The 19,939-nt window shown below is 67.8% G+C and carries 20 protein-coding genes; 8 read left to right on the top strand and 12 right to left on the bottom strand.

The annotated features are described in order from the left end of the window. A partial coding sequence (locus DID98_RS34660; RefSeq protein ID WP_148093552.1) for a PLP-dependent aminotransferase family protein occupies positions 1-910 on the top strand: 910 nt, incomplete at its 5' end. Between the two features lie 15 nt (positions 911-925). On the opposite strand, the gene DID98_RS34655 is transcribed toward DID98_RS34660, so the two are convergent. Continuing rightward, positions 926-1,834 carry a LysR family transcriptional regulator gene (locus DID98_RS34655; protein WP_124522463.1) on the bottom strand — a complete coding sequence of 303 codons (909 nt, stop codon included), beginning with the start codon at positions 1,832-1,834 and terminating at the stop codon, positions 926-928. Between the two features lie 177 nt (positions 1,835-2,011). Between DID98_RS34655 and DID98_RS34650 the strand changes: the two genes are divergently transcribed. Next, positions 2,012-2,878: an NmrA family NAD(P)-binding protein gene (locus DID98_RS34650; protein WP_124522399.1), complete on the top strand. Its 867-nt coding sequence runs from the start codon at positions 2,012-2,014 to the stop codon at positions 2,876-2,878. A gap of 52 nt (positions 2,879-2,930) precedes the next feature. On the opposite strand, the gene DID98_RS34645 is transcribed toward DID98_RS34650, so the two are convergent. After that, positions 2,931-4,364: a nicotinate phosphoribosyltransferase gene (locus DID98_RS34645; protein ID WP_124522401.1), complete on the bottom strand. Its 1,434-nt coding sequence runs from the start codon at positions 4,362-4,364 to the stop codon at positions 2,931-2,933. A 74-nt stretch (positions 4,365-4,438) separates the two neighbouring features. Next, positions 4,439-5,479, bottom strand: a complete 1,041-nt coding sequence (locus tag DID98_RS34640; protein WP_124522403.1) for a bifunctional nicotinamide-nucleotide adenylyltransferase/Nudix hydroxylase — start codon at positions 5,477-5,479, stop codon at positions 4,439-4,441. A 184-nt stretch (positions 5,480-5,663) separates the two neighbouring features. Between DID98_RS34640 and DID98_RS34635 the strand changes: the two genes are divergently transcribed. Continuing rightward, positions 5,664-6,116: a type II toxin-antitoxin system RatA family toxin gene (locus DID98_RS34635; RefSeq protein WP_124485333.1), complete on the top strand. Its 453-nt coding sequence runs from the start codon at positions 5,664-5,666 to the stop codon at positions 6,114-6,116. Positions 6,117-6,134: 18 nt separating this feature from the next. On the opposite strand, the gene DID98_RS34630 is transcribed toward DID98_RS34635, so the two are convergent. The 6 genes from DID98_RS34630 to DID98_RS34610 all read right to left on the bottom strand — a co-directional run bounded on the left by DID98_RS34630 (position 6,135) and on the right by DID98_RS34610 (position 10,349). After that, complete coding sequence (locus DID98_RS34630; protein ID WP_124522405.1) at positions 6,135-6,731, bottom strand: DJ-1/PfpI family protein; 597 nt, start codon at positions 6,729-6,731, stop codon at positions 6,135-6,137. A 102-nt stretch (positions 6,732-6,833) separates the two neighbouring features. Beyond that, positions 6,834-7,211 (bottom strand): adenosylmethionine decarboxylase, encoded by a 378-nt coding sequence (speD, locus tag DID98_RS34625; RefSeq protein ID WP_124522407.1) that lies wholly within the window; start codon positions 7,209-7,211, stop codon positions 6,834-6,836. Continuing rightward, positions 7,208-7,354, bottom strand: coding sequence for a hypothetical protein (locus DID98_RS36025; protein WP_170296473.1), 147 nt, complete (start codon positions 7,352-7,354; stop codon positions 7,208-7,210). Before DID98_RS36025 ends, speD begins: the two co-directional genes overlap by 4 nt. Further along, entirely contained in the window at positions 7,354-8,874 is a 1,521-nt protein-coding gene (locus DID98_RS34620) for a DUF4178 domain-containing protein (protein ID WP_124522409.1), read from the bottom strand. Before DID98_RS34620 ends, DID98_RS36025 begins: the two co-directional genes overlap by 1 nt. Before the next feature lie 9 nt (positions 8,875-8,883). Further along, a complete protein-coding gene (locus DID98_RS34615; RefSeq protein ID WP_124522411.1) occupies positions 8,884-9,936 on the bottom strand; it encodes an SPFH domain-containing protein in 1,053 nt (350 codons plus the stop codon). 26 nt (positions 9,937-9,962) lie between these two features. After that, complete coding sequence (locus tag DID98_RS34610) at positions 9,963-10,349, bottom strand: DUF350 domain-containing protein (protein WP_014898735.1); 387 nt, start codon at positions 10,347-10,349, stop codon at positions 9,963-9,965. Between the two features lie 121 nt (positions 10,350-10,470). Here DID98_RS34610 and DID98_RS34605 point away from each other — a divergent pair, with 121 nt between their 5' ends. The 5 genes from DID98_RS34605 to DID98_RS34585 all read left to right on the top strand — a co-directional run bounded on the left by DID98_RS34605 (position 10,471) and on the right by DID98_RS34585 (position 15,589). Then, on the top strand, positions 10,471-11,985 hold the full coding sequence (locus DID98_RS34605; protein ID WP_124522413.1) for a polyamine aminopropyltransferase: 1,515 nt from the start codon (positions 10,471-10,473) through the stop codon (positions 11,983-11,985). Beyond that, on the top strand, positions 11,985-13,604 hold the full coding sequence (locus tag DID98_RS34600; RefSeq protein WP_124522415.1) for an FAD-dependent oxidoreductase: 1,620 nt from the start codon (positions 11,985-11,987) through the stop codon (positions 13,602-13,604). Before DID98_RS34605 ends, DID98_RS34600 begins: the two co-directional genes overlap by 1 nt. 147 nt (positions 13,605-13,751) lie before the next feature. After that, the gene (locus DID98_RS34595) at positions 13,752-14,513 is read left to right on the top strand and encodes an N-acetylmuramoyl-L-alanine amidase (RefSeq protein ID WP_124522417.1); all 762 of its coding nucleotides are present in this window, start codon (positions 13,752-13,754) and stop codon (positions 14,511-14,513) included. 50 nt (positions 14,514-14,563) lie between these two features. Further along, positions 14,564-14,953: a lysozyme inhibitor LprI family protein gene (locus tag DID98_RS34590; protein WP_124522419.1), complete on the top strand. Its 390-nt coding sequence runs from the start codon at positions 14,564-14,566 to the stop codon at positions 14,951-14,953. A 108-nt stretch (positions 14,954-15,061) separates the two neighbouring features. Then, complete coding sequence (locus DID98_RS34585; RefSeq protein ID WP_124522421.1) at positions 15,062-15,589, top strand: GNAT family N-acetyltransferase; 528 nt, start codon at positions 15,062-15,064, stop codon at positions 15,587-15,589. A 23-nt stretch (positions 15,590-15,612) separates the two neighbouring features. On the opposite strand, the gene DID98_RS34580 is transcribed toward DID98_RS34585, so the two are convergent. From DID98_RS34580 to DID98_RS34570, 3 genes are all read right to left on the bottom strand, one after another. Continuing rightward, on the bottom strand, positions 15,613-16,959 hold the full coding sequence (locus tag DID98_RS34580; protein WP_124522423.1) for a glutamine synthetase family protein: 1,347 nt from the start codon (positions 16,957-16,959) through the stop codon (positions 15,613-15,615). Between the two features lie 147 nt (positions 16,960-17,106). After that, positions 17,107-17,664 (bottom strand): helix-turn-helix domain-containing protein, encoded by a 558-nt coding sequence (locus DID98_RS34575; RefSeq protein WP_044847929.1) that lies wholly within the window; start codon positions 17,662-17,664, stop codon positions 17,107-17,109. 16 nt (positions 17,665-17,680) lie between these two features. Then, positions 17,681-18,970, bottom strand: a complete 1,290-nt coding sequence (locus DID98_RS34570; protein ID WP_124522425.1) for an FAD-binding oxidoreductase — start codon at positions 18,968-18,970, stop codon at positions 17,681-17,683. Positions 18,971-19,939: the final 969 nt, after the last annotated feature.

Genomic DNA, 19,939 nt, shown 5'->3' with positions numbered 1-19,939 from the left:
AGCCGGCACACGGTGCCGGCTGCTGCTGGAGCCGGGCGACACCGTCGTGCTCGACGATCCTTGCTACTTCAACTTCCAGGCGCTGCTGCGCGCGCATCGCGCACGGATCGTCAGCGTGCCGTACACGCCGAACGGCCCCGATCTCGCGCGCTTCGAGCAGGTGCTCGCCGAACACCGGCCGCGCCTGTACATCACGAACGCGGCGCTGCACAACCCGACCGGCGCGACGCTCGCGCCGCCGATCGCGCACCGGTTGCTCACGCTCGCGGCCGAGCACGGCCTGCTGATCGTCGAGGACGACATCTTCGCGGATTTCGAAAGCACGCCCGCGCCGCGCCTCGCGGCATTCGACGGGCTCTCGCGCGTCGTGTCGATCGGCAGCTTCTCGAAGACGCTGTCGGCCGCGATCCGCTGCGGCTACATCGCCGCGCGCCCCGAATGGATCGACGCGCTCGTCGACCTGAAGCTCGCGACGTCGTTCGGCAATGCGCAGATCGGCGCGAACGTCGTGCACCGGCTGCTGGTCGACGGCACCTACCGGCGCCATCTCGACGGCCTGCGTATGCAGTTGGCCGATGCGATGGGCGAAACGATCCGGCGGCTCGCGCGCGCCGGGCTCGGGATCTGGACGGAACCGCGCGGCGGGTTGTTCGTGTGGGCCGAGCTGCCCGACGGGCTCGATGCCGCGCGCGTCGCGCGCCATGCGCTCGACCACGATGTGGTGCTCGCGCCGGGCAACGTGTTCAGTGCGTCGCACGGCGCGACGTCGTTCATGCGCTTCAACGTGTCGCGCTGCAAGGGGCCGGCGGTGTTCGATGCGCTCGGGCGGGCGATGGAGGCGGCGCGGATGTCGGAGCACGCGATCGCGCAGCCGGACACGAACGGGCGCGCGCTCGCCGGCGAACGTTGACGGCGGGCGAGCGCGCTACTTGCCGGTCGCCACGATCTCCGCGACGAAATCGACGAACGCCCGCACCTTCGCGGGCGGCAGGTGACGCGACGGATAGTAGGCAAACAGCGGAAATGCCTCGCCGCGCCAATCCGCGAGCAGCTCGACGAGCCGCCCCTGCTCGATCAAGCCCGCTACCCCGCTCGCCTTGAAGCGTGCGATGCCCACACCGGCCAGACATGCACCGAGCATCGTGCCGGCGTCGTTGACGAGCAGCCTGCCCGTCGTCCTGACCGGCACGCGCTTGCGGCCGAGCTGATAGATCCATTCGAGCGGCTGGCCGGTCAGCGTGTTGCGCATCTGGATGCACGCATGGCCCGCGAGATCGGCCGGCGCCGCAGGACGCCCGTGCCGTTTCACGTAGGCGGGCGCGGCGACCGTCACCGCGCGCGTCTCCAGCAGTTTGCGCGCCACCAGCGACGACGACGGCGGCTCGCCAAACCGCACCGCAACGTCGAATCCGTCGGCTACCAGATCGCCGAGCTGCTCGCGCGCGGCCAGTTCCAGCGACAGATCGGGATGGCGTGCAAGCAACGCCGGAAGGTGCGGCGCGAGCACCCGCCGCGAGAAATACGCGTCGACGTTCACGCGCAATCTGCCGCGCACGGCGGCGGCCGAGCCGGCGGCCAGCGTCACCGCATCGCCGATGCCGGCGAGCAGCGGACCGATCTCTTCGTACAGGCGGCGCCCTTCGTCCGTCAGCGTAACCGAGCGCGTCGTGCGATCGAGCAGCCGCACGCCGACGCGCGCCTCGAGCCGGCCCACGGCCCGGCTGACGCCGGACGGCGACAAGCCGAGTGCGTCGGCCGCGCGCGCGAAGCTGCCGCTTTCGACGATCGCGGCCAGCACGCCCACGTTCGCCAGAATCCGCCCGTCGATCCCCAGGATTTCATTCATGACAAACAATCACCAATCAAATGACATGGATTCGATTCCATCAGGAATCGTCGCCTCCTATCATGCAACCCGATGCATCGCGACGGCAAGCCCGAACGCGGCATGCAGTTCCGGCGCCCGCATCTTTCGGCGCGCCCGCTCCCTTCTCGATGAGGATTTCAAACCATGTATGCCATTACCGGTATCACCGGACAGGTCGGCGGCGCGCTCGCCCGAACGCTGCTCGCGGCCGGCCGGCCCGTGCGCGCCGTCGCGCGCACCGCGGATCGCGCCGCGCCGTGGGTCGCGCGCGGCTGCGATGTTGCACTTGCCGAGATGACCGACACCGCCGCGCTGACGACGGCCTTCTCGAACACGGATGGCGTCTTCGTCCTGCTGCCGCCATGCTTCGATCCGGCGCCGGGATTCCCCGAAACGCGCGCCGTCATCGATGCCGTCGGTGCGGCATTGCGCACCGCTCGGCCACGCAAGGTCGTCTGTCTGTCGACGATCGGCGCGCAGGCGACGCAGGTGAATCTGCTGACGCAACTGACGATGATCGAACAGGCGTTCGACGACTTGCCGATACCCGTCACGTTCCTGCGCCCCGCGTGGTTCCTCGAAAATGCCGCGTGGGACGTAGCAACCGCACGCGACGCCGGCGTCATCTACAGCTTTCTCCAGCCGCTCGACAAGCCGGTGCCGATGGTCGCAACCGAAGATGTCGGCCGGACGGCGGCCGCGCTGCTACAGGACGAATGGACCGGCGCACGCATCGTCGAACTCGAAGGGCCCCGGCGGGTCAGCCCGAACGACCTCGCGAACGCGTTCACCCGCGTGTTCGGGCGCCCGGTGCGCGCCGAAGCCGTGCCGCGCAGCACGTGGGCGGCGCTGTTCGATGCGCAGCGGATGTGCCACCCCGAGCCGCGCATGCGCATGCTCGACGGCTTCAACGAGGGCTGGATCGACTTCGAGTCGGCGCGCGCGGATGTCGTTCGAGGAGAAATCGACGCGGACGCCGTGCTGCACGCCCTCGTCGCCCGCGTCGCCTGAGCGCGACCGGGGTGGCGGCTGACGTTGCCACGCCGCCGCCCCGGTCGCCCGATCACGCCTCCCCTGCGTGCGCCCTCGCCCGCACCTCGGCGAACGTCGTATCGACCAGCATTTTCCCGGTATCGAACACCGTTTCGAGCGCGTCATCCCACTCGCCTTCCAGCGCGCGATCGTCCCATGCGACCGGCAGCGTCACCGTCCGGTATTCTCCCGTGCGCCGATTGCGCAGCAACGTGAGCCGGCCCTGCTTCGAGCGCTTGCCCGGATCGGTAACCGGATCCTTGCTCACGCCGTGCCACACGTCGCCGCGCCGGATCGCCGAGCACTTCATCGCGAAGCGCTGCGTGTCGCGATTCACCTGCTGCAGCAGCGCGCCGCCCATCCCGAACACGACGTTGCCGGCCGCATAACCCGCGTCGTCGAGTGCGGACAGGATCGCGTCGATCGACAACTCGTCGACACCGTCGCCCTGAATCACGCGCACGCGATTCAGCACGCGCCGTCCCTTGCCGTTCACGGACGAGCCGAACGAAGCGTCGAGCGCGCGCACGGTCTGCAGCACGATCTTCACCGGGTCGCCCGAATCGGGACGCACGACGACCGTCGCGCCCGAATCGATCACCGCCTGGCGCAGCGGGCCGCCCCACAGTTCAAGCGCGGCGAACAGATCATAGGAGTCCGACACGACCGACACGATCGCGCCGGGCAAACCGAAGCGAGCGATCATGTTCCGGTACGCATCGGCTTCGTGCTCACGCCCCCACGACGTGATCGTGCTGTGCTCGGCCGCGGGCACCGAGTACGCGGCCATCGGCTCGCGATAGAAGCGGTTCGCGGCCAGCACGCCGAGCACCGTGTCCGAACCCATGAAGCTCACGAGGTGTGCCGCGCCGCCGATCGCGGCCGACTCCGCGCTCGATACGCCGCGCGCGCCGAAGTCGTGCAGCTTGAACGGCAGCTGCGCGAGATCGTCGTCGGTCTTCTCGAGAAAGCGGCGGATCGTCTGGCGCAGGTGCCAGCTGCGCGTCGCGACCGTCACCGGGTACCACACGCGCAGCAGCATCGTCTCCAGATACGACGCGAGCCAGAACACCTTCGGGTCGTCGCATTCGACGGTCATCAGCACATTGCGCACGGGCACGATCGATCCTTCGGGCACCGCGCGGATCCTCACGGGCAGGTAGCCGTCGTAGTGCTCGACGACATGACGCCAGCCGTCCTCGTTGAACGGCTCGCCGTGCACCGCGAAGAAATCGCGCGCGTCGTCGATCATCGCGTGCGTGACCGGCCGGCACAGATATTCCTTCAGCAGCATCTGCAGGCCGAAGAACAGCGTGCGGTCATAGCGGCCGCCGCGCGACTCGACGTACGAGAACATCGCCTGCGCGTCGGGCGGGTATTGCAGGAAGTGGGAAGCCTTGTACGAATCCGTGTTGAGGATCGGATTGGCGAGAACCGCGGCAAAGCCGCCGGGATCGTTTTGCATGGCTAGAGCTCCTCTAGGCCGTTGAAGTGCCGCCGCGTCTGTCGCGGCGGACCGGAATCCGGGGAATCAGCGTGTCACAGCTTCCCCAGGAAGTGATACGCGATCTCGAAGTGATCCTCGAACATCACGTTGCGCATCTGCGCGAATTCGTTGAGCGGCACCCAGCGCGCCTTGTCGGCGTCGTCGCTGCCCTTCACGCGCGGCAACTCGCCGGTCGGGAAGTTGAACAGGCATGCGTGCGTGATCGTGCGACCGCGCAGCGAGCGGGTCGGATGATCGAATACCTGGCGATCCTTGATCGAGCCGCGCAGCACGGGCTCCGGCAGCTTCAGGCCGGTCTCCTCGCGCAGTTCGCGGATGCAGGCCGCGTCGAGCCGTTCGTCCTGGTTCACGAACCCGCCCGGCAGCGCCCACAGGCCGCGGCCCGGTTCGCTGCGCCGGCGCACGAGCAGGAGATGGCCCGAGTGCACGACCACCGCGTCGACCGTCACGAACGTGACCGGATACGGTGCGGCCGACCACGCCTTGCGATAGCCGGCGATGAATTCGGCCTCGGCCTTCAGCTGCGCGAATGCCGGCTGCGTGCGAAAGCGTTCGAGCCAGCCGAACACCGGTTCCGGCACGGCCCATTGCACGAAGCTGTTGGTGCGTTCGGCGAAATACTGATCGCGGATTTCGGTGGCGGAGATGTCTTCGGTCGCATCGACGTCGACGAGCTCCCATTGCGGGAACATCCGCAGGTAATACGACGTGGCGTCCTTCTCGTGGCCGATCAGCCCGACCCTGCGCTGCGCGACGTCGCCGAGCGAGGCGGCCACGGCATCCTGCACCCAGCGCACCCAGTCGCCGTCGTTGTACGTCGAATCCTGCACGGGCGCGACCGTCACGCGCTCGCGCTCGGACGGCTCGAGCAGCGAAGCCAGCATCTGGCGGCGCTCGTCGAACGAGAACGGATCCTTGATGGTGCGGGGCTTGTCGGTCGATCCGATCAGCACGCATACGCGCTCGGCCCGGCTCAGTGCGGACTTCAGCACGTTCAGGTGACCACGATGCGGAGGCTGGAAACGACCAATGAAAACGAGCGCGTCGAAGCGCCGGTTCTGTTGCGTACTCATGAGGCTCCCTCAAGAGATTGAAACGCTTCGGGTCTTTCCCGAAGGCATGGAATCGATCGTAGGGGAATTCCCGGAGAAGGTCAATCGAGCGCGCGCTCGACTTGACGAAGTCTGAAGAATTGCGCGGCTTTGGCGGGTTACACTCGATTTCATCCCGATTACAGCGTTGCGCTTGCTACCCATCATGAGGATCTCAGTCAGCCGGATCGTCGGCGTCGATCGCAGACGCCTCTTCACGTGGTCGCAGGACTACGCGCGGCGGCTCGTGTGGGACAGCTTCCTTGCCGACGCGTATCTGCCCGACGGGATGACGGCCGACGTCGGCGTCGATGCGTTCTGCCGCAGCCAGTCGGGCGCGACGATGGTGTCGCGCTACATCTCGTACCGTCCGCCGCAGGTCGCGGCCGTCGAAATGGTCGACGGGCCGAAGGTGCTCGAACGCTTCAGCGGCAGCTGGAATTTCACCGAGCACACACCGGGCACGACCGAAGTGAAGTTCACGTATCACTTCCGTGCGCAGCCGTCCTGGCTGCGCTGGCTGCTCGAACCGCTGATCGGCGCGTTCTATCTCGTGCACACGCGCCGGCGTCTCGACTCGTTCAAGCGTTGGGCCGAAGCCGAAGCGCTGCCGCGCTGACGCGCGACACCGCACGCATCAGAGGAACGGCGAAATGTTCGCGATCGCGCGCGAGACGTAATCGTCCTTCTCGCCCACCGGCGCGACATAGTGAATCGCACTGCGCGCGGCCTCGATGCCGGCCAGACGCGCGATGAACCACGCGGCCAGATACTGCGACGACAGGCACCCGCCGGCGGTCGCGACGTTCCCGCTGGCCACGAACGGCTGGTCGAGCACGGCCACGCCGGCTTCCTGCACCCACGGCTTCGTGGTCAGGTCGGTACACGCGGGGACATCGCCGAGCCAGCCCAGCTTCGCCAGCACGAGCGTGCCCGAGCACTGCGCGCCGAGCAACTGCCGCGCGGGGTCGAACTGCAATTGCGCCATCAATGCGGCATCGGCGACGACGTCGCGGGTCCGCACGCCGCTGCCCACCAGCACGGCGTCCGCGTCGCGGGCGTCCTGCAGCGACGCTTGCGCGTCGATCGTCACGCCGTTCATCGAGCGTACGCGGGCGGTCGGGCTCGCGATCGACACCCGCCAGCCCGGCTGCCTGACCCGGTTGAGAATCCCGAGCGCGATCAGCGAATCGAGTTCGTTGAAACCGTCGAAGGTCAGGACGGCGATGTGCATGGGGGCCTCTGTGCGGGGACGTCGTACCGCACGATCATAAGCGGTTCGCGAAATCGGTGCAGCGCGTCGTCGCATGCGCGACCACCGCTGTCGCCCGGTCGCTCATGTGACGCCGCGCGCCACCTGCTGCCGGACCTGCGCGTGCGTGCCGAGCGCGGTGGCGATCGCATCGACCGCCTCGGCGGCGCGCGCGGCGCCGCACATGAACGCATCGACGGCTGCGAAGCCGTGCTCCGGCCACGTATGAATCGTGATGTGCGACTCCGCGAGCAGCACGACACCCGTCACCCCATGCTCACCGCCGAAGTGATGGAAATGCGCGCCGATCACGCGTGCGCCGGCCTGCTGCGCGGCGTCGGTGAGTATCGTCTCGAGCCGCGCGGCGTCGCGCAGCAGTGCCGCGTCGATGCCGGCGAGATCGGCCAGCACGTGCGAGCCGAGCGTCGCACGCGGCGCGGCGATACCGTCTCGCGCCGTCATTTGTGCGACCCGTACGACGAATAGCCGCTGCGCGCCGACGAACTGCCCCAGCCGCTGCCGCCCGAACCGCTGCCGCCGAGCGACGCGCAGCTGAACAGCGTGACGACGATCAGCCCGTAAAGTCCGTAGAGGATGTAACGCATTACGAGTTGCCCCCGTCGGACGCGAAGCCCTTCCACAGCCATTCCGGCAGCCACAGCACGAGCAGGCCGATCAGCACGTAGACGGAGCGGCCGCTGAACGAGAACAGCGAACCCAGGTTGAAGATCACGAGCATCGCGCTGAACACGATCGGCAGCGGTGCGAAGCTATGCGGCTGCTTCGCGCCGAACAGGCCCGTCGACGTCCCGGCGGAACCCGTTGCGGACGCAACCGCTGCCGTCGCGAGCGCCGGCGTCGCGAAGCGTTCGGCCAGTGCGCCGGCCGACAACGGCCGCGCACGCGACCAGACGATTTCCGCGGCGCTGCGCTCACGCGTGAGCTTGTCCTTCTGCCAGCCGTAGTCGGCAATCGACGTGCGGTCGCCGACCTGCACGCGCCAGTTGAACGCGCCGACCACGTACACGACTTCCGAGTCGTACGTCTCGCGCAGTCGATAGGTCTTGCCTTCGTCGGTGACGTCGGACTCGCCGCCGATCGTCGGCCAGTGGTCGAGTACCTGCACGCGTTCCCAGCGCCCTTCGCTCTGCACGAGCCACAGGAAGCCGCGCTTCGGGTTCAGCAGCAGGTATTCGTCCCACGTCTCGTCGTCGCCCGGCACGCGGCAACGCATCATGCCGATCACCGTGTACTTCACGCCGTCGAACGTGCCGGTCGCGCCGAGCTCCAGCGCGCCCTTCACCGCATCGAGCTTGCGCTGCGCGGCGAACACGGTCTGCTGCTCGGCCGTGCACTGCACGCCCGCGTGACAGCTGCCGCACACGACGTAGTCGGCGAGGTTCGGTGCATACGACAGCGGCGCGCCGCAGCTCGGGCACGCGAACGGCACCATCTGCGCGCCCCGTTTCTCCCGCGTGTCGTTGTCGGTATCGCGCAGCCCCGTGAATGCGAGCGCGTCGAATTCCATCGCTTCGCCGCTGTAGACGGCCGGGCTCCCGCCGTTCGCGTCGGCGTCGGAATAGTCGTAAGTCGCGAATGCATTGCCGGTGCGCAGGTCGACGACGCGCGCTTCCCAGCCCGCATCGATGCGGAACGGCAACTCGCCGTCGCCGCCCGTGCAGCGCGCGGTACGCACGTCGGACACGAGATACGCGCGGCCGCCGTGGTCGATCCGCATGCCCGGTTCGAGCGTGCCGAACGCGGGCCACGCGCCGCCCGACGCATCGTCGGGCTCGCGCACCGTGACCGCATACTGGCCCGACGCATCCGACAGCCAGCCGAACGCGCCGTCGTCGAACACGACGTACCACTCGCTCCACATGCCGGCGTCGTAGGTCATCTGGATGCGACCGAGCACCGTGAACGTGCGCTTGCCGTAGCGCCCGGCCGTGCCGATCTGGATCGGCGACGCGTCGTCGAGCACCGTGGCCAGCTCGCCGATGCGCTCGACGTCGGCGCCGCGCTTGAGCAGCGTGCTGCGACAGAACGCGCAGACGGCCATCACCGCCGCCGCCGAGCGAAACTCGACCGGCGCGCCGCACTGGGGGCACGAAGTACTGAACATGCGCGACGCTTACCGGGTGAGCTTCGCGAGGATGTCCGCCTTCGCGCGCGCATAGTCCTCTTCGGTGACGAGGCCCTTGTCGAGCAGCGCCTTCAGCTGTTCGAGGCGTTGCACGTAATCGGTCCCTTCGGCCGGTGCGGCCGGCTGCGCGGCGGCAACCGGTGCCGCGACGGGCGCGGGCGGTGCGGCCGGCGCCGGTTGCGCGGCGCCCGCGATCTGGCCGGCCATCGCCTGCCCGATCGCCGCGCCGGCCGCGAGCCCCGCGCCGACACCCGCGATGCCGCCCGGGTTCTGCGCGGCCAGCGGAATCGCCTGCGCCGTCTGGTATTGCGTCGCGCGGGCGAGATCGCCGGCCATCCCCGCGCCGATCCGCAGGTCGAGCGCCTTCTGCAGCTCGGCCGGCAGCGACACGCTTTCGACCGCGAATGCATCGAGCGCGAGGCCGTAGCGCGTGAACACCGGCACCAGCGCCTCGGCGACGCGTTGCGACAGCAGCGTCTGGTTCGCGGCCATGTCGACGAACGGCACGTCGGCGGAACCGAACGTCGTGCTCATCGCGGTGACGACCAGGTTGCGCAGCTGCTGCTCGAGATCGTCGACCGTGTACTGCGCGCGCGTGCCGCTCACCTCGCGGTGGAACGCGGCCGCATCGACGATCCGGTACGAGTAGATGCCGAACGCGCGCAGCTGCACGAAGCCGAATTCGCGATCGCGGATCGTCACCGGCTGCGCGGTGCCCCAGCGCCGGCCGAGCTGCAGCCGCGTGCTGAAGAAGTAGACATCCGACTTGAAAGGCGACTGAAAGAACTTGTCCCAGTTCTTCAGGTACGTGAGCACCGGCAGCGTGCGCGTTTCCAGCTTGTACAGCCCCGGCTGGAACACGTCGGCGACCTTGCCTTCGTTGACGAAGATCGCGACCTGCGTTTCGCGCACGGTCAGCTGGCCGCCGTACTGGATCTCCTGGTCTTCCATCGGATAGCGCCAGGCCAGCACGCCGTCGGTGTCTTCCGTCCATTGCAGGACGTCGATGAACTGCTTGCGGATAAACGAACCCAGACTCATGTCGGTCTCCCAGGACGCGTGGCGTGTCAGGTCAGGCAGGCGGCATTGATGATGCCGACGACGAGCGACGCGGTGCCCATCAGGCCACCCATCGCGACGTTGCGATCCTCGATCGCATGGTTCATGCCGGGAATCAGGCGGGTCAGCACCGCGTAGGTGACGAGCTGCACGGCCATTGCGCCGACGGCCCACAGCACGACTTCGCCGAGCGTCGAGTTGTGCGCGATGCTGGACGCGAGCGTCAGGCAGAAGCCGACCAGCGCGCCGCCGAACGACAGCGTCGCGGCCGCGTTGCCGTCACGGATCAAGGCCAGTTCGTCGAACGGGGTGACCTTCAGGTACACTGCCGCGAACACGAAAAGCAGCACGAACGCCGACAGCAAATGAACCGCATAAAGATAGGCACTATTCATTCTTTTCCTCGGATTTTGTGCTCGGTTCGCCGCCCCGTCGCAGGCCGGCCCATGGCGGGCCACCCCACGAAAATCCGCGCCAGTATATCCACATTGACGAGCACTGCACAACGGACGCGCCATGCTGCATAAGCGCGCGCTCGTCCTGTCGATCCTCGTGCTCGCGTCGTGCGGGCTCGGCTACGAACTGATCAGCAGCGCGCTGTCGAGCTACCTGCTCGGCGATTCGATCCTGCAGTTCTCGTCGGTGATCGGCTGCTACCTGTTCGCGATGGGGATCGGCTCGTGGCTCGCGAAGTTTGTCGAGGACGACGACGTGCTCGACCGCTTCGTCGACATCGAGCTGCTCGTCGGCCTGCTCGGCGGCGTGTCGGCAGCGCTGCTGTTCGCGGTGTTCGCGTGGCTCGCCGCGCCGTTCCGCGCGGCGCTCTACGCGCTCGTGCTCGCGCTCGGCCTGCTGATCGGGATGGAGATTCCGCTCGTGATGCGCGCGTTCCAGCAGCGCCGCCAGGCGTTCCGCCATACCGTCAGCGAAGTGCTGACCTTCGACTATCTCGGCTCGCTCGCCGTGTCGCTGATCTTTCCGCTCGTGCTCGCGCCGCGTCTCGGCCTGTTGCGCACGAGCTTCCTGTTCGGGCTGCTGAACGCGTTCGTCGCGCTGTGGACCACGCACCTGTTCCGCGCCGAGATCCGCAACGTGCGCGGCAAGCTGATGCGCGCGTCGCTCGTGATCGGGCTGCTCGTCGCCGGCTTCGCGCTGTCGGACCGCATCACGCACTGGGCCGAGCACGGCGTGTACGGCGACGAGACGATCTATTCGGAAACGACGCCGTACCAGCGCATCGTGCTCACGCAGTGGCACGACGACATGCGGCTGTACCTGAACGGCAACCTGCAGTTCTCGTCGCGCGACGAGCATCGCTATCACGAGGCGCTGATCCATCCGACGATCGAGGCGCTGCCGTGGGCGAAGCGCGTGCTCGTGCTCGGCGGCGGCGACGGCCTCGCGGTGCGCGAACTGCTCAAGCACCGCAATCTCGAACGGATCACGCTCGTCGATCTCGATCCCGCGATGACGAAGCTGTTCTCGACTTCGGCGCCGCTCGTGAAGCTGAACCAGGGTTCGCTGAAGGACCCGCGCGTACAGGTGATCAACGACGATGCGGTGCGCTGGCTCGAATCGAACGCCGACGTGTACGACGCGATCGTCGTCGACTTCCCCGATCCGACCAACTTCGGGCTCGGCCGGCTGTATTCGGTGCCGGTGTTCCGGCTGCTCGCGCGCCACCTGTCCGAGAACGGCTATGCGGTGATCCAGTCGACGTCGCCGTACTTCGCGCCGCACGCGTACTGGACGATCATCGCGACGCTGCGCGAAGCCGGGCTCAACACCTGGCCGTACCACTGCTACGTGCCGTCGTTTGGCGACTGGGGGTTCGTGATCGCCGGCAAGCGTCGCGACTTCACCGTGCCGACACGCTATTCGGTGCCGACGCGCTGGCTCGACGCGCAGACGGCCGCCGAGATGTTCCACTTCCCGGCTGACATGCCGGCGCTGCCGATGTCGCCGAATGAACTCAACGACCAGCCGCTCGTGCGCCGCTTCGACGACGACTGGAAGCACGTGCTGCGCTGATGGATCGCCGCACGTTCCTCGTCGCGTCCGCGGCGGCGTCGCTCGCCGCGTGCGGCCGCACCGGCTGGCTCGAGACGACGCCGCGCGTCGGCTACCCCGGCATGCGCGAAGGCCATGCGCTGCGCGACCACGCGGCGCTGCCGCCGCCTTCCGGCACGATCGAGACCGACGTCGCGGTCCTCGGCTCGGGCGCGGCCGGGTTGTCGTGCGCGTGGCAGCTCGCGCGCGCGGGACACACACGCTTCGTCGTGCTCGCCGGGCCCGAATTCGGCGGCAATGCGGCCGGCGGCCGCTTCGGCGAACTCGGCTATCCGAAGGGCGCGCACTACCTGCCGCTGCCGTCGCTCGAATCCGCACATCTGCGCGACATGCTCGCCGATCTCGGCGTGATCGAAGCGGCGCCGTTCTCCGCGCAACCCGCGTACGACGAACGCGCGCTCGTGCACGCCCCCGACGAACGGCTGTTCATCGGAGGCCAGTGGCAGGACGGCATCGTGCCGACGGCCGCCCTCGACGCCGATGCGCTCGCGCAGCAAACGCGCTTCTTCGCCTACACCGACAGCCTGCGCTCCGCGCGCGGCGCGGACGGCCGCAAGGTGTTCTGCATTCCGCTCGCGGAATCGTCGCGCGACCCGCGCTGGCGCGCGCTCGACCGGCGCTCGTTCAGGCAGTGGCTGCTCGACGAGGGCTACACCGCGACCGCGCTGCACTGGTACCTGAACTACTGCTGCCGCGACGACTACGGTGCGGGTTACGAGCACGTGTCCGCGTGGGCCGGCCTGCACTACTTCTCGTCGCGCGGCGGCCACGCGAGCGACGCGGGCGACGGCGCCGTGCTGACCTGGCCCGACGGGCTGCATACGATGGTGACGAAGCTGAGCGACTCGATCACCGCGCGCACCGGCTCGAACGCGTGGTCGCGGCACGGCTTCGCCGTTCGCGCGACCGAGCGCGCGGGCGGCGTCGACGTGCTGTGTGCGCGTGTCGGTGACGACGGCACGCTGTCGACGTTCATGCTGAAGGCGCGGCGCGTCGTCAGCGCCATGCCGCTGTTCGTCGCGGCTCGCGTGTTTCCGCAGTTGCGCGCGTACGGTTTCGATCCCACGCGCGACCTGCCGCCGCGCGCGCCGTGGCTCGTGTCCAATTTCCTGCTCGACGGGATGCCGGCCGAGGCAGCCGGCGTGCCGCTCGCGTGGGACAACGTCGTCTACGACGGCGCGGGGCTCGGCTATGTCGTGTCGACGCACCAGCTGATCCGGATGTCGCCGCCGACCCGCTCCGTGTTCTCCGCCTATCAGGCGTTGAGTACGCAAACGCCGGACGACACGCGCCGCTGGCTTGCCCAGGCAAAGCCCGATGCCTTGCGCGAACAGGCGGCGATCGACCTGCAGGCCGTCTACGGACGCGAACTGTGGAAGCATGCGACGGCGCTCGAGATCACCGTGCGCGGCCACGCGATGGCGACACCCGATGTCGGCTTCCTGAGCCGGCCGGGGCTGCTCGCGCTGCGCGAGGCTGATGGCCCCGTCGTGTTCGCGCATGCGGACCTGTCCGGGCTGTCGCTGTTCGAGGAAGCATCGTACTGGGGCATGCTCGCGGCCCGGCGCGTGCTCGCCTGAGCGCCGGTTTCCGGCGCGCGCGACGCCGCGCCTTCCGTCATTGCGGCGCCGCCGGCAACCGCTATAATCGCGCGACATTCCGACTGCATTGAGCAGGCCGACGGTGCGCGCCAGGCGACGCGCCGCATGCCCTCCTCGACAACAACAATGACAAACCGAACCCTTCGACGCCTTCGTCCGTTCGTGCGCGCCGCCGCGCGCCTGCTCGCATGCGGCCCGCTGCTCGGCGCGCCGCTCGCGCTGCATGCGGCCGATGCGGCAGGTCCGGACGCACAGCCGGCCTCCGGCCGCTACGTCGTCGTCGACACCGGCCATACGCCGGCCCACCCGGGTGCCACCGGCGCAAGCGGCCGCGTCGAATACCGGTACAACCTCGACCTGTCCACCGCCGTCGCGGAGACACTCGCCGCGCACGGCGACCGCGTGCTGCGCACGTCGGCCGATGGCCGCGAGATCGCGCTCGACCAGCGCTCGACGCAGGCGCCGGACGCAAATCTGTTCGTGTCGATCCATCACGATTCGATGCAGCAGCAGTTCATCGACGCGGGACGGCAGCGCGACTTCCGCGGTTTCGCCGTGTTCGTGTCCGAGCGTAATCCGCACTACGCGGAAAGCCTGCGTTGCGCGAAGGCGATCGCCGAACGCCTGGTCGCGGCCGGCGAACGGCCGTCGCTGTATCACGCGCAGCCGATCAAGGGCGAGAACCGCCCGCTGATCGATCCGCAACTCGGCATCCACCGCTTCGACGATCTCGTCGTGCTGCGTACCGCGCCGATCCCGGCCGTTCTGGTCGAGGCGGGCGTGATCGTCAATCCCGACGAGGAAAAGCGACTCGCGCAGCGCGAGACGATCCAGCGCCTCGCCACCGCGATCGCGGGCGGGATCGACGCGTGTACGGCGGCCCGGTAAAGGCGCCGCCGGTCGGTTTCAACGGTTTTCACCCAGTGAGGAGCACCACAATGATGAAGAAGAATCTGCTCGTATCCTGCACGCTGCTCGCGCTTGCCGTGCCGTTCTCCGCGCAGGCGGCCGGCTGCGGCAAACCGCGCAGCGCGTTCGACCAGGTGTACTGCAGCAGCAACGAGTTCTCGCAGGTCGACCGCGAACTGAACGACGAGTACGGCCGCGTGCGCAAGCAACTGAGCGGCGACCAGCAGGCGAAGCTGAAGACCGGCCAGCTCGCGTGGATGAAGCGGCGCGACGACCGCTGCAGCGAAACGCGCGACGACGGCTATCTCGTGAACCTGCAATGCGCGATCGACTTCACGCAATCGCGCCTGTCGTTCCTGCGCGAACGCGAGCGCGAATGCTCGAGCACGGGGTGCGTGACGGCGAAGCTCGGCGAGTAAGGACGGTGCAGGTGCGGCGCGACACCGCACCTGCATGCACGCCCGATTCACGGCGTTGAACGGGGCTGCTTCATCGTTGTATCCCGCAACCGGTCAAACCACGCACGCATGCCCTCGAAAACGACCACGATCGCCATCCGCACAGCCACGCCGGCCGATGCCGCAGCCATCGCCGCGATCCACGTCGCATCGTGGCGGGCAACCTACGACGGCATCATGCCGGCGTCGTTCCTTGCAGGTTTGTCGGTCGAACAACGTACCGACTTCTGGCACCACGCGCTCGCGGCAGGCGAAACGCGCGTCACGGTCGCATTCGACGCAGACGGCGTGACGGGCTGGGTCGCGTACGGCACGACGCGCGACGCCGACAAGGATCGCGCGTGGGGTGAAATCCACGCGATCTATCTGCATCCGCTGCATTGCGGCAAAGGAATCGGCAAGGCGCTGGTCCGGCATGCTTGCCGGTCGCTGCACGACGGGGGGCATGCATGGGTGTCGCTCTGGGCAATCGTCGAGAACCGCCGCGCGCGCGCGTTCTACGAACGTGAAGGCTTCGTCGCCGAAAGCGACATCAAGACGTTCGACATCGACGGGACGTCGATCGACGAAGTGCGCTACTGGCGCGCACTTCCATAGTCCGCGCCGGTCGGCGCAGCACGTCAAAGAAACCACCGATACTCGCGCGCCCCGATCTCGTTGCGAAAATCCAGTTCCTCCTGCCGCTTGTTCTCGCAATACACCATCACGAATTCACTGCCGAGCCCGTCGCGCACGGCCACGTGATCCTGCATCGCCGCGACGGCCGACAGCATCTCCTTCGGGAAATCGATCCCGCTGCCGCGATCGTCGTTGAGCGGCGCGATCGGCTCGATCCGTGCGTCGAGCCCATGCTCCATCCCGGACAGGATCGCCGCGAGCACCAGGTACGGATTCGCGTCCGCGCTCGCGAGCCGATGCTCGATGCGCAGATTGCGCGCATCCGATTCCGGAATCCGGATGCACGCGTCGCGATCCTCGAAGCCCCAGCTTGCACGGCTCGCCGCATTCACCATCGAGCCGTAGCGGCGGAACGCATTGTGGTTCGGCGCGAATACCGGCATGCAGTGCGGCAGCAGCGCGAGGCAGCCGGCCACCGCATGCCGCAGCGGCCGCTGCGCGTCCGCTGCGAGCAGGTTGCGGCCCGCGTCGTCATACAGGCTCACGTGCACGTGCATCCCGCTGCCCGGCGCATGCAGGTACGGCTTGCCCATGAAGCTCGCACGATAGCCGTGCTGCAGCGCGACGCCGCGCGTGCTGCGGCAGAACAGCGCCGACCAGTCGGCCGCGCGCAGCGCGTCGTCGGTATGGCCGAAGTTGATCTCGAACTGGCCGGGCCCGAGCTCGGCCGTGATCACCGTCGCGTCGACGCCCTGCTCGCGCGCGGCCTCGACCATCTCGTGCAGCACATCGGAAAACCGCGACAGGCGTTCGATGTGCATGTTCGGCTGGTCGTCGCGGTCGTCGCTCAAGCGGTCGCGCGGATACTGCGGCAGCCCGTCCGCGAGTTGCGCGGCGAACAGGTAGAACTCGAGCTCGAACGCGACGACCGGCCGGATGCCGCGCGCCGCGAACCGCCGCAGCACGCGCGCCAGCACCTCGCGCGGCTCGAACTCGATCGGCGCGTCCGTGCCGTCGGAGCTGATCAGCATCTGCGCGAGCGGCTGCCGCTCCCAGCGCACCGGCTTCAGCGTGCCGGGAATCAGGCGGCGCGGCGCGTCGGGGTCACCGTCGTTGAAGCAGTAATCGCCGATCTTGTAGAGGCCGCCCTGCGTGCCGAGCAGCACGCAGTTCTGCGGCAGCTTCAGCAACGAGCCCGACGCGACCTTCTCGAGCGCATCGATCGGATAACGCTTGCCGTAGAAATGACCCGGCAGGTCGAGACAGATCAGGTCGACATAACGGATCTCGGGATGCGCCTGCCGGAATGCGCGGACTTCATCGACCAGCACGGGAACGACGTCAGCCATGTCTCATCCTTTCCATGTCTTGTATGACGGTGCCGCAGCGCGGCGAACCGGACTCATCGGCATGCGGCACGTCACATGCCCGATGTCGATCAGTACTGCAAACCAGCAGCACGGCGCGACGATCCGTGGGACCGCCCGCCGGCGAACTCAGGTGAACACCCAGATCACGCGCGCCGGCGCGTCGCCCAGGTTCGCGTAACGAAACCGCTTGTGCGCGGGAAGCTGGAATGCGTCGTTCGGGCCGAGCGTGACGGGCGTGTCGTCGCCGTCGATCCAGATCGTCAGCTCGCCTTCGAGCACGAAGCCGCCCTGCTCGTCGCTGTCGTCGACGGAGCGCTCGCCGCTGCTCGCGCCGGGCGCGAGATGGCTCTCGAGGATCGAGAAGCGCGAGCGCATGTTCGGCGACACGAGGATGTCCGTGATGCCGGCCGCGTAATACACGGTGCGCCGCTCGTCGGGCCGCGTGACCCACGGCACGCTGCGCGGCTTGCTCAGGCTGTAGAAATACGTGGTCGGCACGCCGAGCGCCTCGCCGATCGCGGTGAGATCCGCGACCGTCGGGCGCGACAGCCCGCGCTCGACCTGCGACAGAAAGCCGACCGAGCGGCCGATCCGTTCCGCGAGATCGTTGAGCGTGACCTTGCGATGCTTGCGCAGGTCGCGGATCAGGATCGCCAGACTTTCTATCTCTTCCTGTTCGTTCATGATGAGTTCCGGTACGTCAGACGGTATCGCGCAAACGGTACCAGGCCTTGCCGATCGCTTCCAGCGGCGCGGCGAGGCGGTCGCCGCCGGGAAAGCGCGGGTTGCGGATGCGCTGGTACTGCGCGAGCAGGCGATCGTCGCCGAGCACGGCATCGGCGACCGCGCGCGCGCCGGCGAGCGTCGGCAGCACGCCGTGCCCCGAGAAGCCCTGCAGCCAGAAGCGCTGGCCGCGGCGGCCGATGTCCGGCGTGCGGCGCATGCTGATGTCGATGTGACCGCCCCACACGTAGTCGAGCGGCACGCCGGCCAGTTGCGGGAACACGCGTTCGAGATGCGGGCGCGTCGCGGCCGCGATGTCGGCCGGAATCCCGCCGAGATACGTGCAGCCGCCGCCGAACAGCAGGCGGTTGTCGGGGCTCAGGCGGAAGTAGTCGGGCACGAACTGGTTGTCGATCACACAGCTGTTCCGCGGCAGCAGCGAGCGGGCGACGTCCGCCGAAAGCGGCGCGGTCGCGACCTGGTAGGTGCCGACCGGCAGCAACCGGCGCGACAGTTCGGGATCGAGCCGGTCGACGTACGCGTTGCACGCGAGCACCAGCACGTCCGCGCGCACTTCGCCCTGCGCGGTGCGTGCGACGTGACCGCCGGCCGTCTCGCGACAGTCGAGCACGCGGCTTTGCTCGAAGATGCGGCCGCCGGCCCGTTCGATCGTCTGCGCAAGACCGAGCGCGAGCTTCAGCGGATTCAGATGGCCGGCCTCGGGATCGTAGAGCGCGGCGAGATAGCGCGCGCTGCCGATCCATTCGGGCATCTCGTCCTGCCCGATCACGCGCAGCCGGTCGTAGCCCCAGCGCTGCGCGGCTTCGTCGCGGGCCTGTGCGAGCAACGCAACGCGACGCGGCCGCACCGCGGCCCACAGGCTGCCGGGCCGATAGTCGATGTCGAAGCCGTGCCGCGCGGGCAGTTCGCGCACTTCGGCCGCGGCCCAGCGCATGCTGTCCCACAGCATGCGCGCGCCGTCGCGGCCGAGCGAATCCTCGAGCGGCTGCATGTCGCACGACCAGCCGAGCAGCGCCTGTCCGCCGTTGCGGCCCGATGCGGCCCACGCGACGCGGCTCGCTTCGAGCACCACCACGCGCTTGCCCGCGAGCGCCAGGCGCAACGCCGTGTGCAGCCCGCTGAAGCCCGCGCCGACGACCAGCACGTCGGCGTCGATGCGTTCGTCCAGTTCGGGACGCCGCGGGATCGGCGCCGGGTAGGTGCCGGCGTAGTAGCTTGCGACGTGACGGTCGGACTGCACGAACATGCGGGCTCCCGTGAAATTTCAGTCGTCCAATTTCATGAAAAATTAGCACGTCAATTTCACGGAGGCAAGCGGGAGGATGGGATCGTCGTCGTTGGGAAAATGAAGGCTCGCAGGGCGCCGGCACGACGCTTGAGTCCGAGGAACTAAATGTCACCCATTTTGGGGCTCTGGCGGCCGAATTGGACATTCGGCAACATTGGGTGACATTCCGCTGGCAGCGCGTGGTGCGCATCAGGCGACCGGAGACAGACCGTCCGAATCAGCTTCGCGAGGGCTTCCCAGTGCGCAACCACCACCTAGACTGGAGCGCGGCTGGTGTAATCAGTACATCGCGGCACGACGTGTTCGCCGGCTGCAACTAAAGTCCACCCACTCTTGCCAATCGCAGCACGCAAGTTCACCCAATAATGCCGTTGTGGTCCGAAAGTACAACCAATGTTGCGGCCGGCCCGGCCAACCGGCGGAACCCGCTCAACGACTCCCTCGCCGATATGGGTCCTTGCCTCCAGACGATCACGAACGAAATGATCGTCCGGCCGCCATAGAATGTATATAGTACAGGCCCTCGTGAGCGTCGCCTGCAAGCCCGCAGCGAGACTGGAGGCCGCTGAGTGCATCGATCGTCACATTGCCTCGACACTTAAAATGTCCCACTCTGTGGCGCTTCAGACTCGTACATTTCGCAATCGACGTCCGATGCCGCCAGCATTATCGACACCGGCGGTAAACTCCGCCATCGAATCGCGTCTGTACGCACACCATGGAACTCCCAACGCTGTCGAGAGGATTGCAACTGTGAGTCACCCCACTGTTCCGGATGACTTTCCCCGAGAGACCGTCCAAGGCGCCATTGGCGGGTACCGGCCGAAAGTTCTGTTGCATAGAGTTGGCGTGTTGATTTCCACCGAATCTTGACCCACCGTTTTCATCTAAATCTGACCCACCCCGAGACAGCGTAGTACATCTATT

The sequence above is a fragment of the Burkholderia sp. Bp8984 genome, from assembly GCF_003853755.1.
In the GTDB taxonomy this organism is placed as follows: domain Bacteria; phylum Pseudomonadota; class Gammaproteobacteria; order Burkholderiales; family Burkholderiaceae; genus Burkholderia.
The sequence above is the reverse complement of the archived record's forward strand: the minus strand, read 5'-3'. Positions and strand labels throughout refer to the sequence as shown.

Bases quoted from the DNA above. Each gene is read 5' to 3' on its own strand.
- DID98_RS34610 (WP_014898735.1), bottom strand. From the start codon at position 10,349: ATGAATAGTGCCTATCTTTATGCGGTTCATTTGCTGTCGGCGTTCGTG.
- DID98_RS34580 (WP_124522423.1), bottom strand. From the start codon at position 16,959: ATGGCTGACGTCGTTCCCGTGCTGGTCGATGAAGTCCGCGCATTCCGG.
- DID98_RS36025 (WP_170296473.1), bottom strand. From the start codon at position 7,354: ATGCGTTACATCCTCTACGGACTTTACGGGCTGATCGTCGTCACGCTG.
- DID98_RS34590 (WP_124522419.1), top strand. From the start codon at position 14,564: ATGATGAAGAAGAATCTGCTCGTATCCTGCACGCTGCTCGCGCTTGCC.
- DID98_RS34650 (WP_124522399.1), top strand. From the start codon at position 2,012: ATGTATGCCATTACCGGTATCACCGGACAGGTCGGCGGCGCGCTCGCC.
- DID98_RS34645 (WP_124522401.1), bottom strand. From the start codon at position 4,364: ATGCAAAACGATCCCGGCGGCTTTGCCGCGGTTCTCGCCAATCCGATC.
- DID98_RS34585 (WP_124522421.1), top strand. From the start codon at position 15,062: ATGCCCTCGAAAACGACCACGATCGCCATCCGCACAGCCACGCCGGCC.
- DID98_RS34570 (WP_124522425.1), bottom strand. From the start codon at position 18,970: ATGTTCGTGCAGTCCGACCGTCACGTCGCAAGCTACTACGCCGGCACC.
- DID98_RS34600 (WP_124522415.1), top strand. From the start codon at position 11,985: ATGGATCGCCGCACGTTCCTCGTCGCGTCCGCGGCGGCGTCGCTCGCC.
- DID98_RS34630 (WP_124522405.1), bottom strand. From the start codon at position 6,731: ATGCACATCGCCGTCCTGACCTTCGACGGTTTCAACGAACTCGATTCG.
- DID98_RS34595 (WP_124522417.1), top strand. From the start codon at position 13,752: ATGACAAACCGAACCCTTCGACGCCTTCGTCCGTTCGTGCGCGCCGCC.
- DID98_RS34605 (WP_124522413.1), top strand. From the start codon at position 10,471: ATGCTGCATAAGCGCGCGCTCGTCCTGTCGATCCTCGTGCTCGCGTCG.
- DID98_RS34575 (WP_044847929.1), bottom strand. From the start codon at position 17,664: ATGAACGAACAGGAAGAGATAGAAAGTCTGGCGATCCTGATCCGCGAC.
- DID98_RS34635 (WP_124485333.1), top strand. From the start codon at position 5,664: ATGAGGATCTCAGTCAGCCGGATCGTCGGCGTCGATCGCAGACGCCTC.
- DID98_RS34640 (WP_124522403.1), bottom strand. From the start codon at position 5,479: ATGAGTACGCAACAGAACCGGCGCTTCGACGCGCTCGTTTTCATTGGT.
- DID98_RS34615 (WP_124522411.1), bottom strand. From the start codon at position 9,936: ATGAGTCTGGGTTCGTTTATCCGCAAGCAGTTCATCGACGTCCTGCAA.
- DID98_RS34620 (WP_124522409.1), bottom strand. From the start codon at position 8,874: ATGTTCAGTACTTCGTGCCCCCAGTGCGGCGCGCCGGTCGAGTTTCGC.
- speD (WP_124522407.1), bottom strand. From the start codon at position 7,211: ATGACGGCGCGAGACGGTATCGCCGCGCCGCGTGCGACGCTCGGCTCG.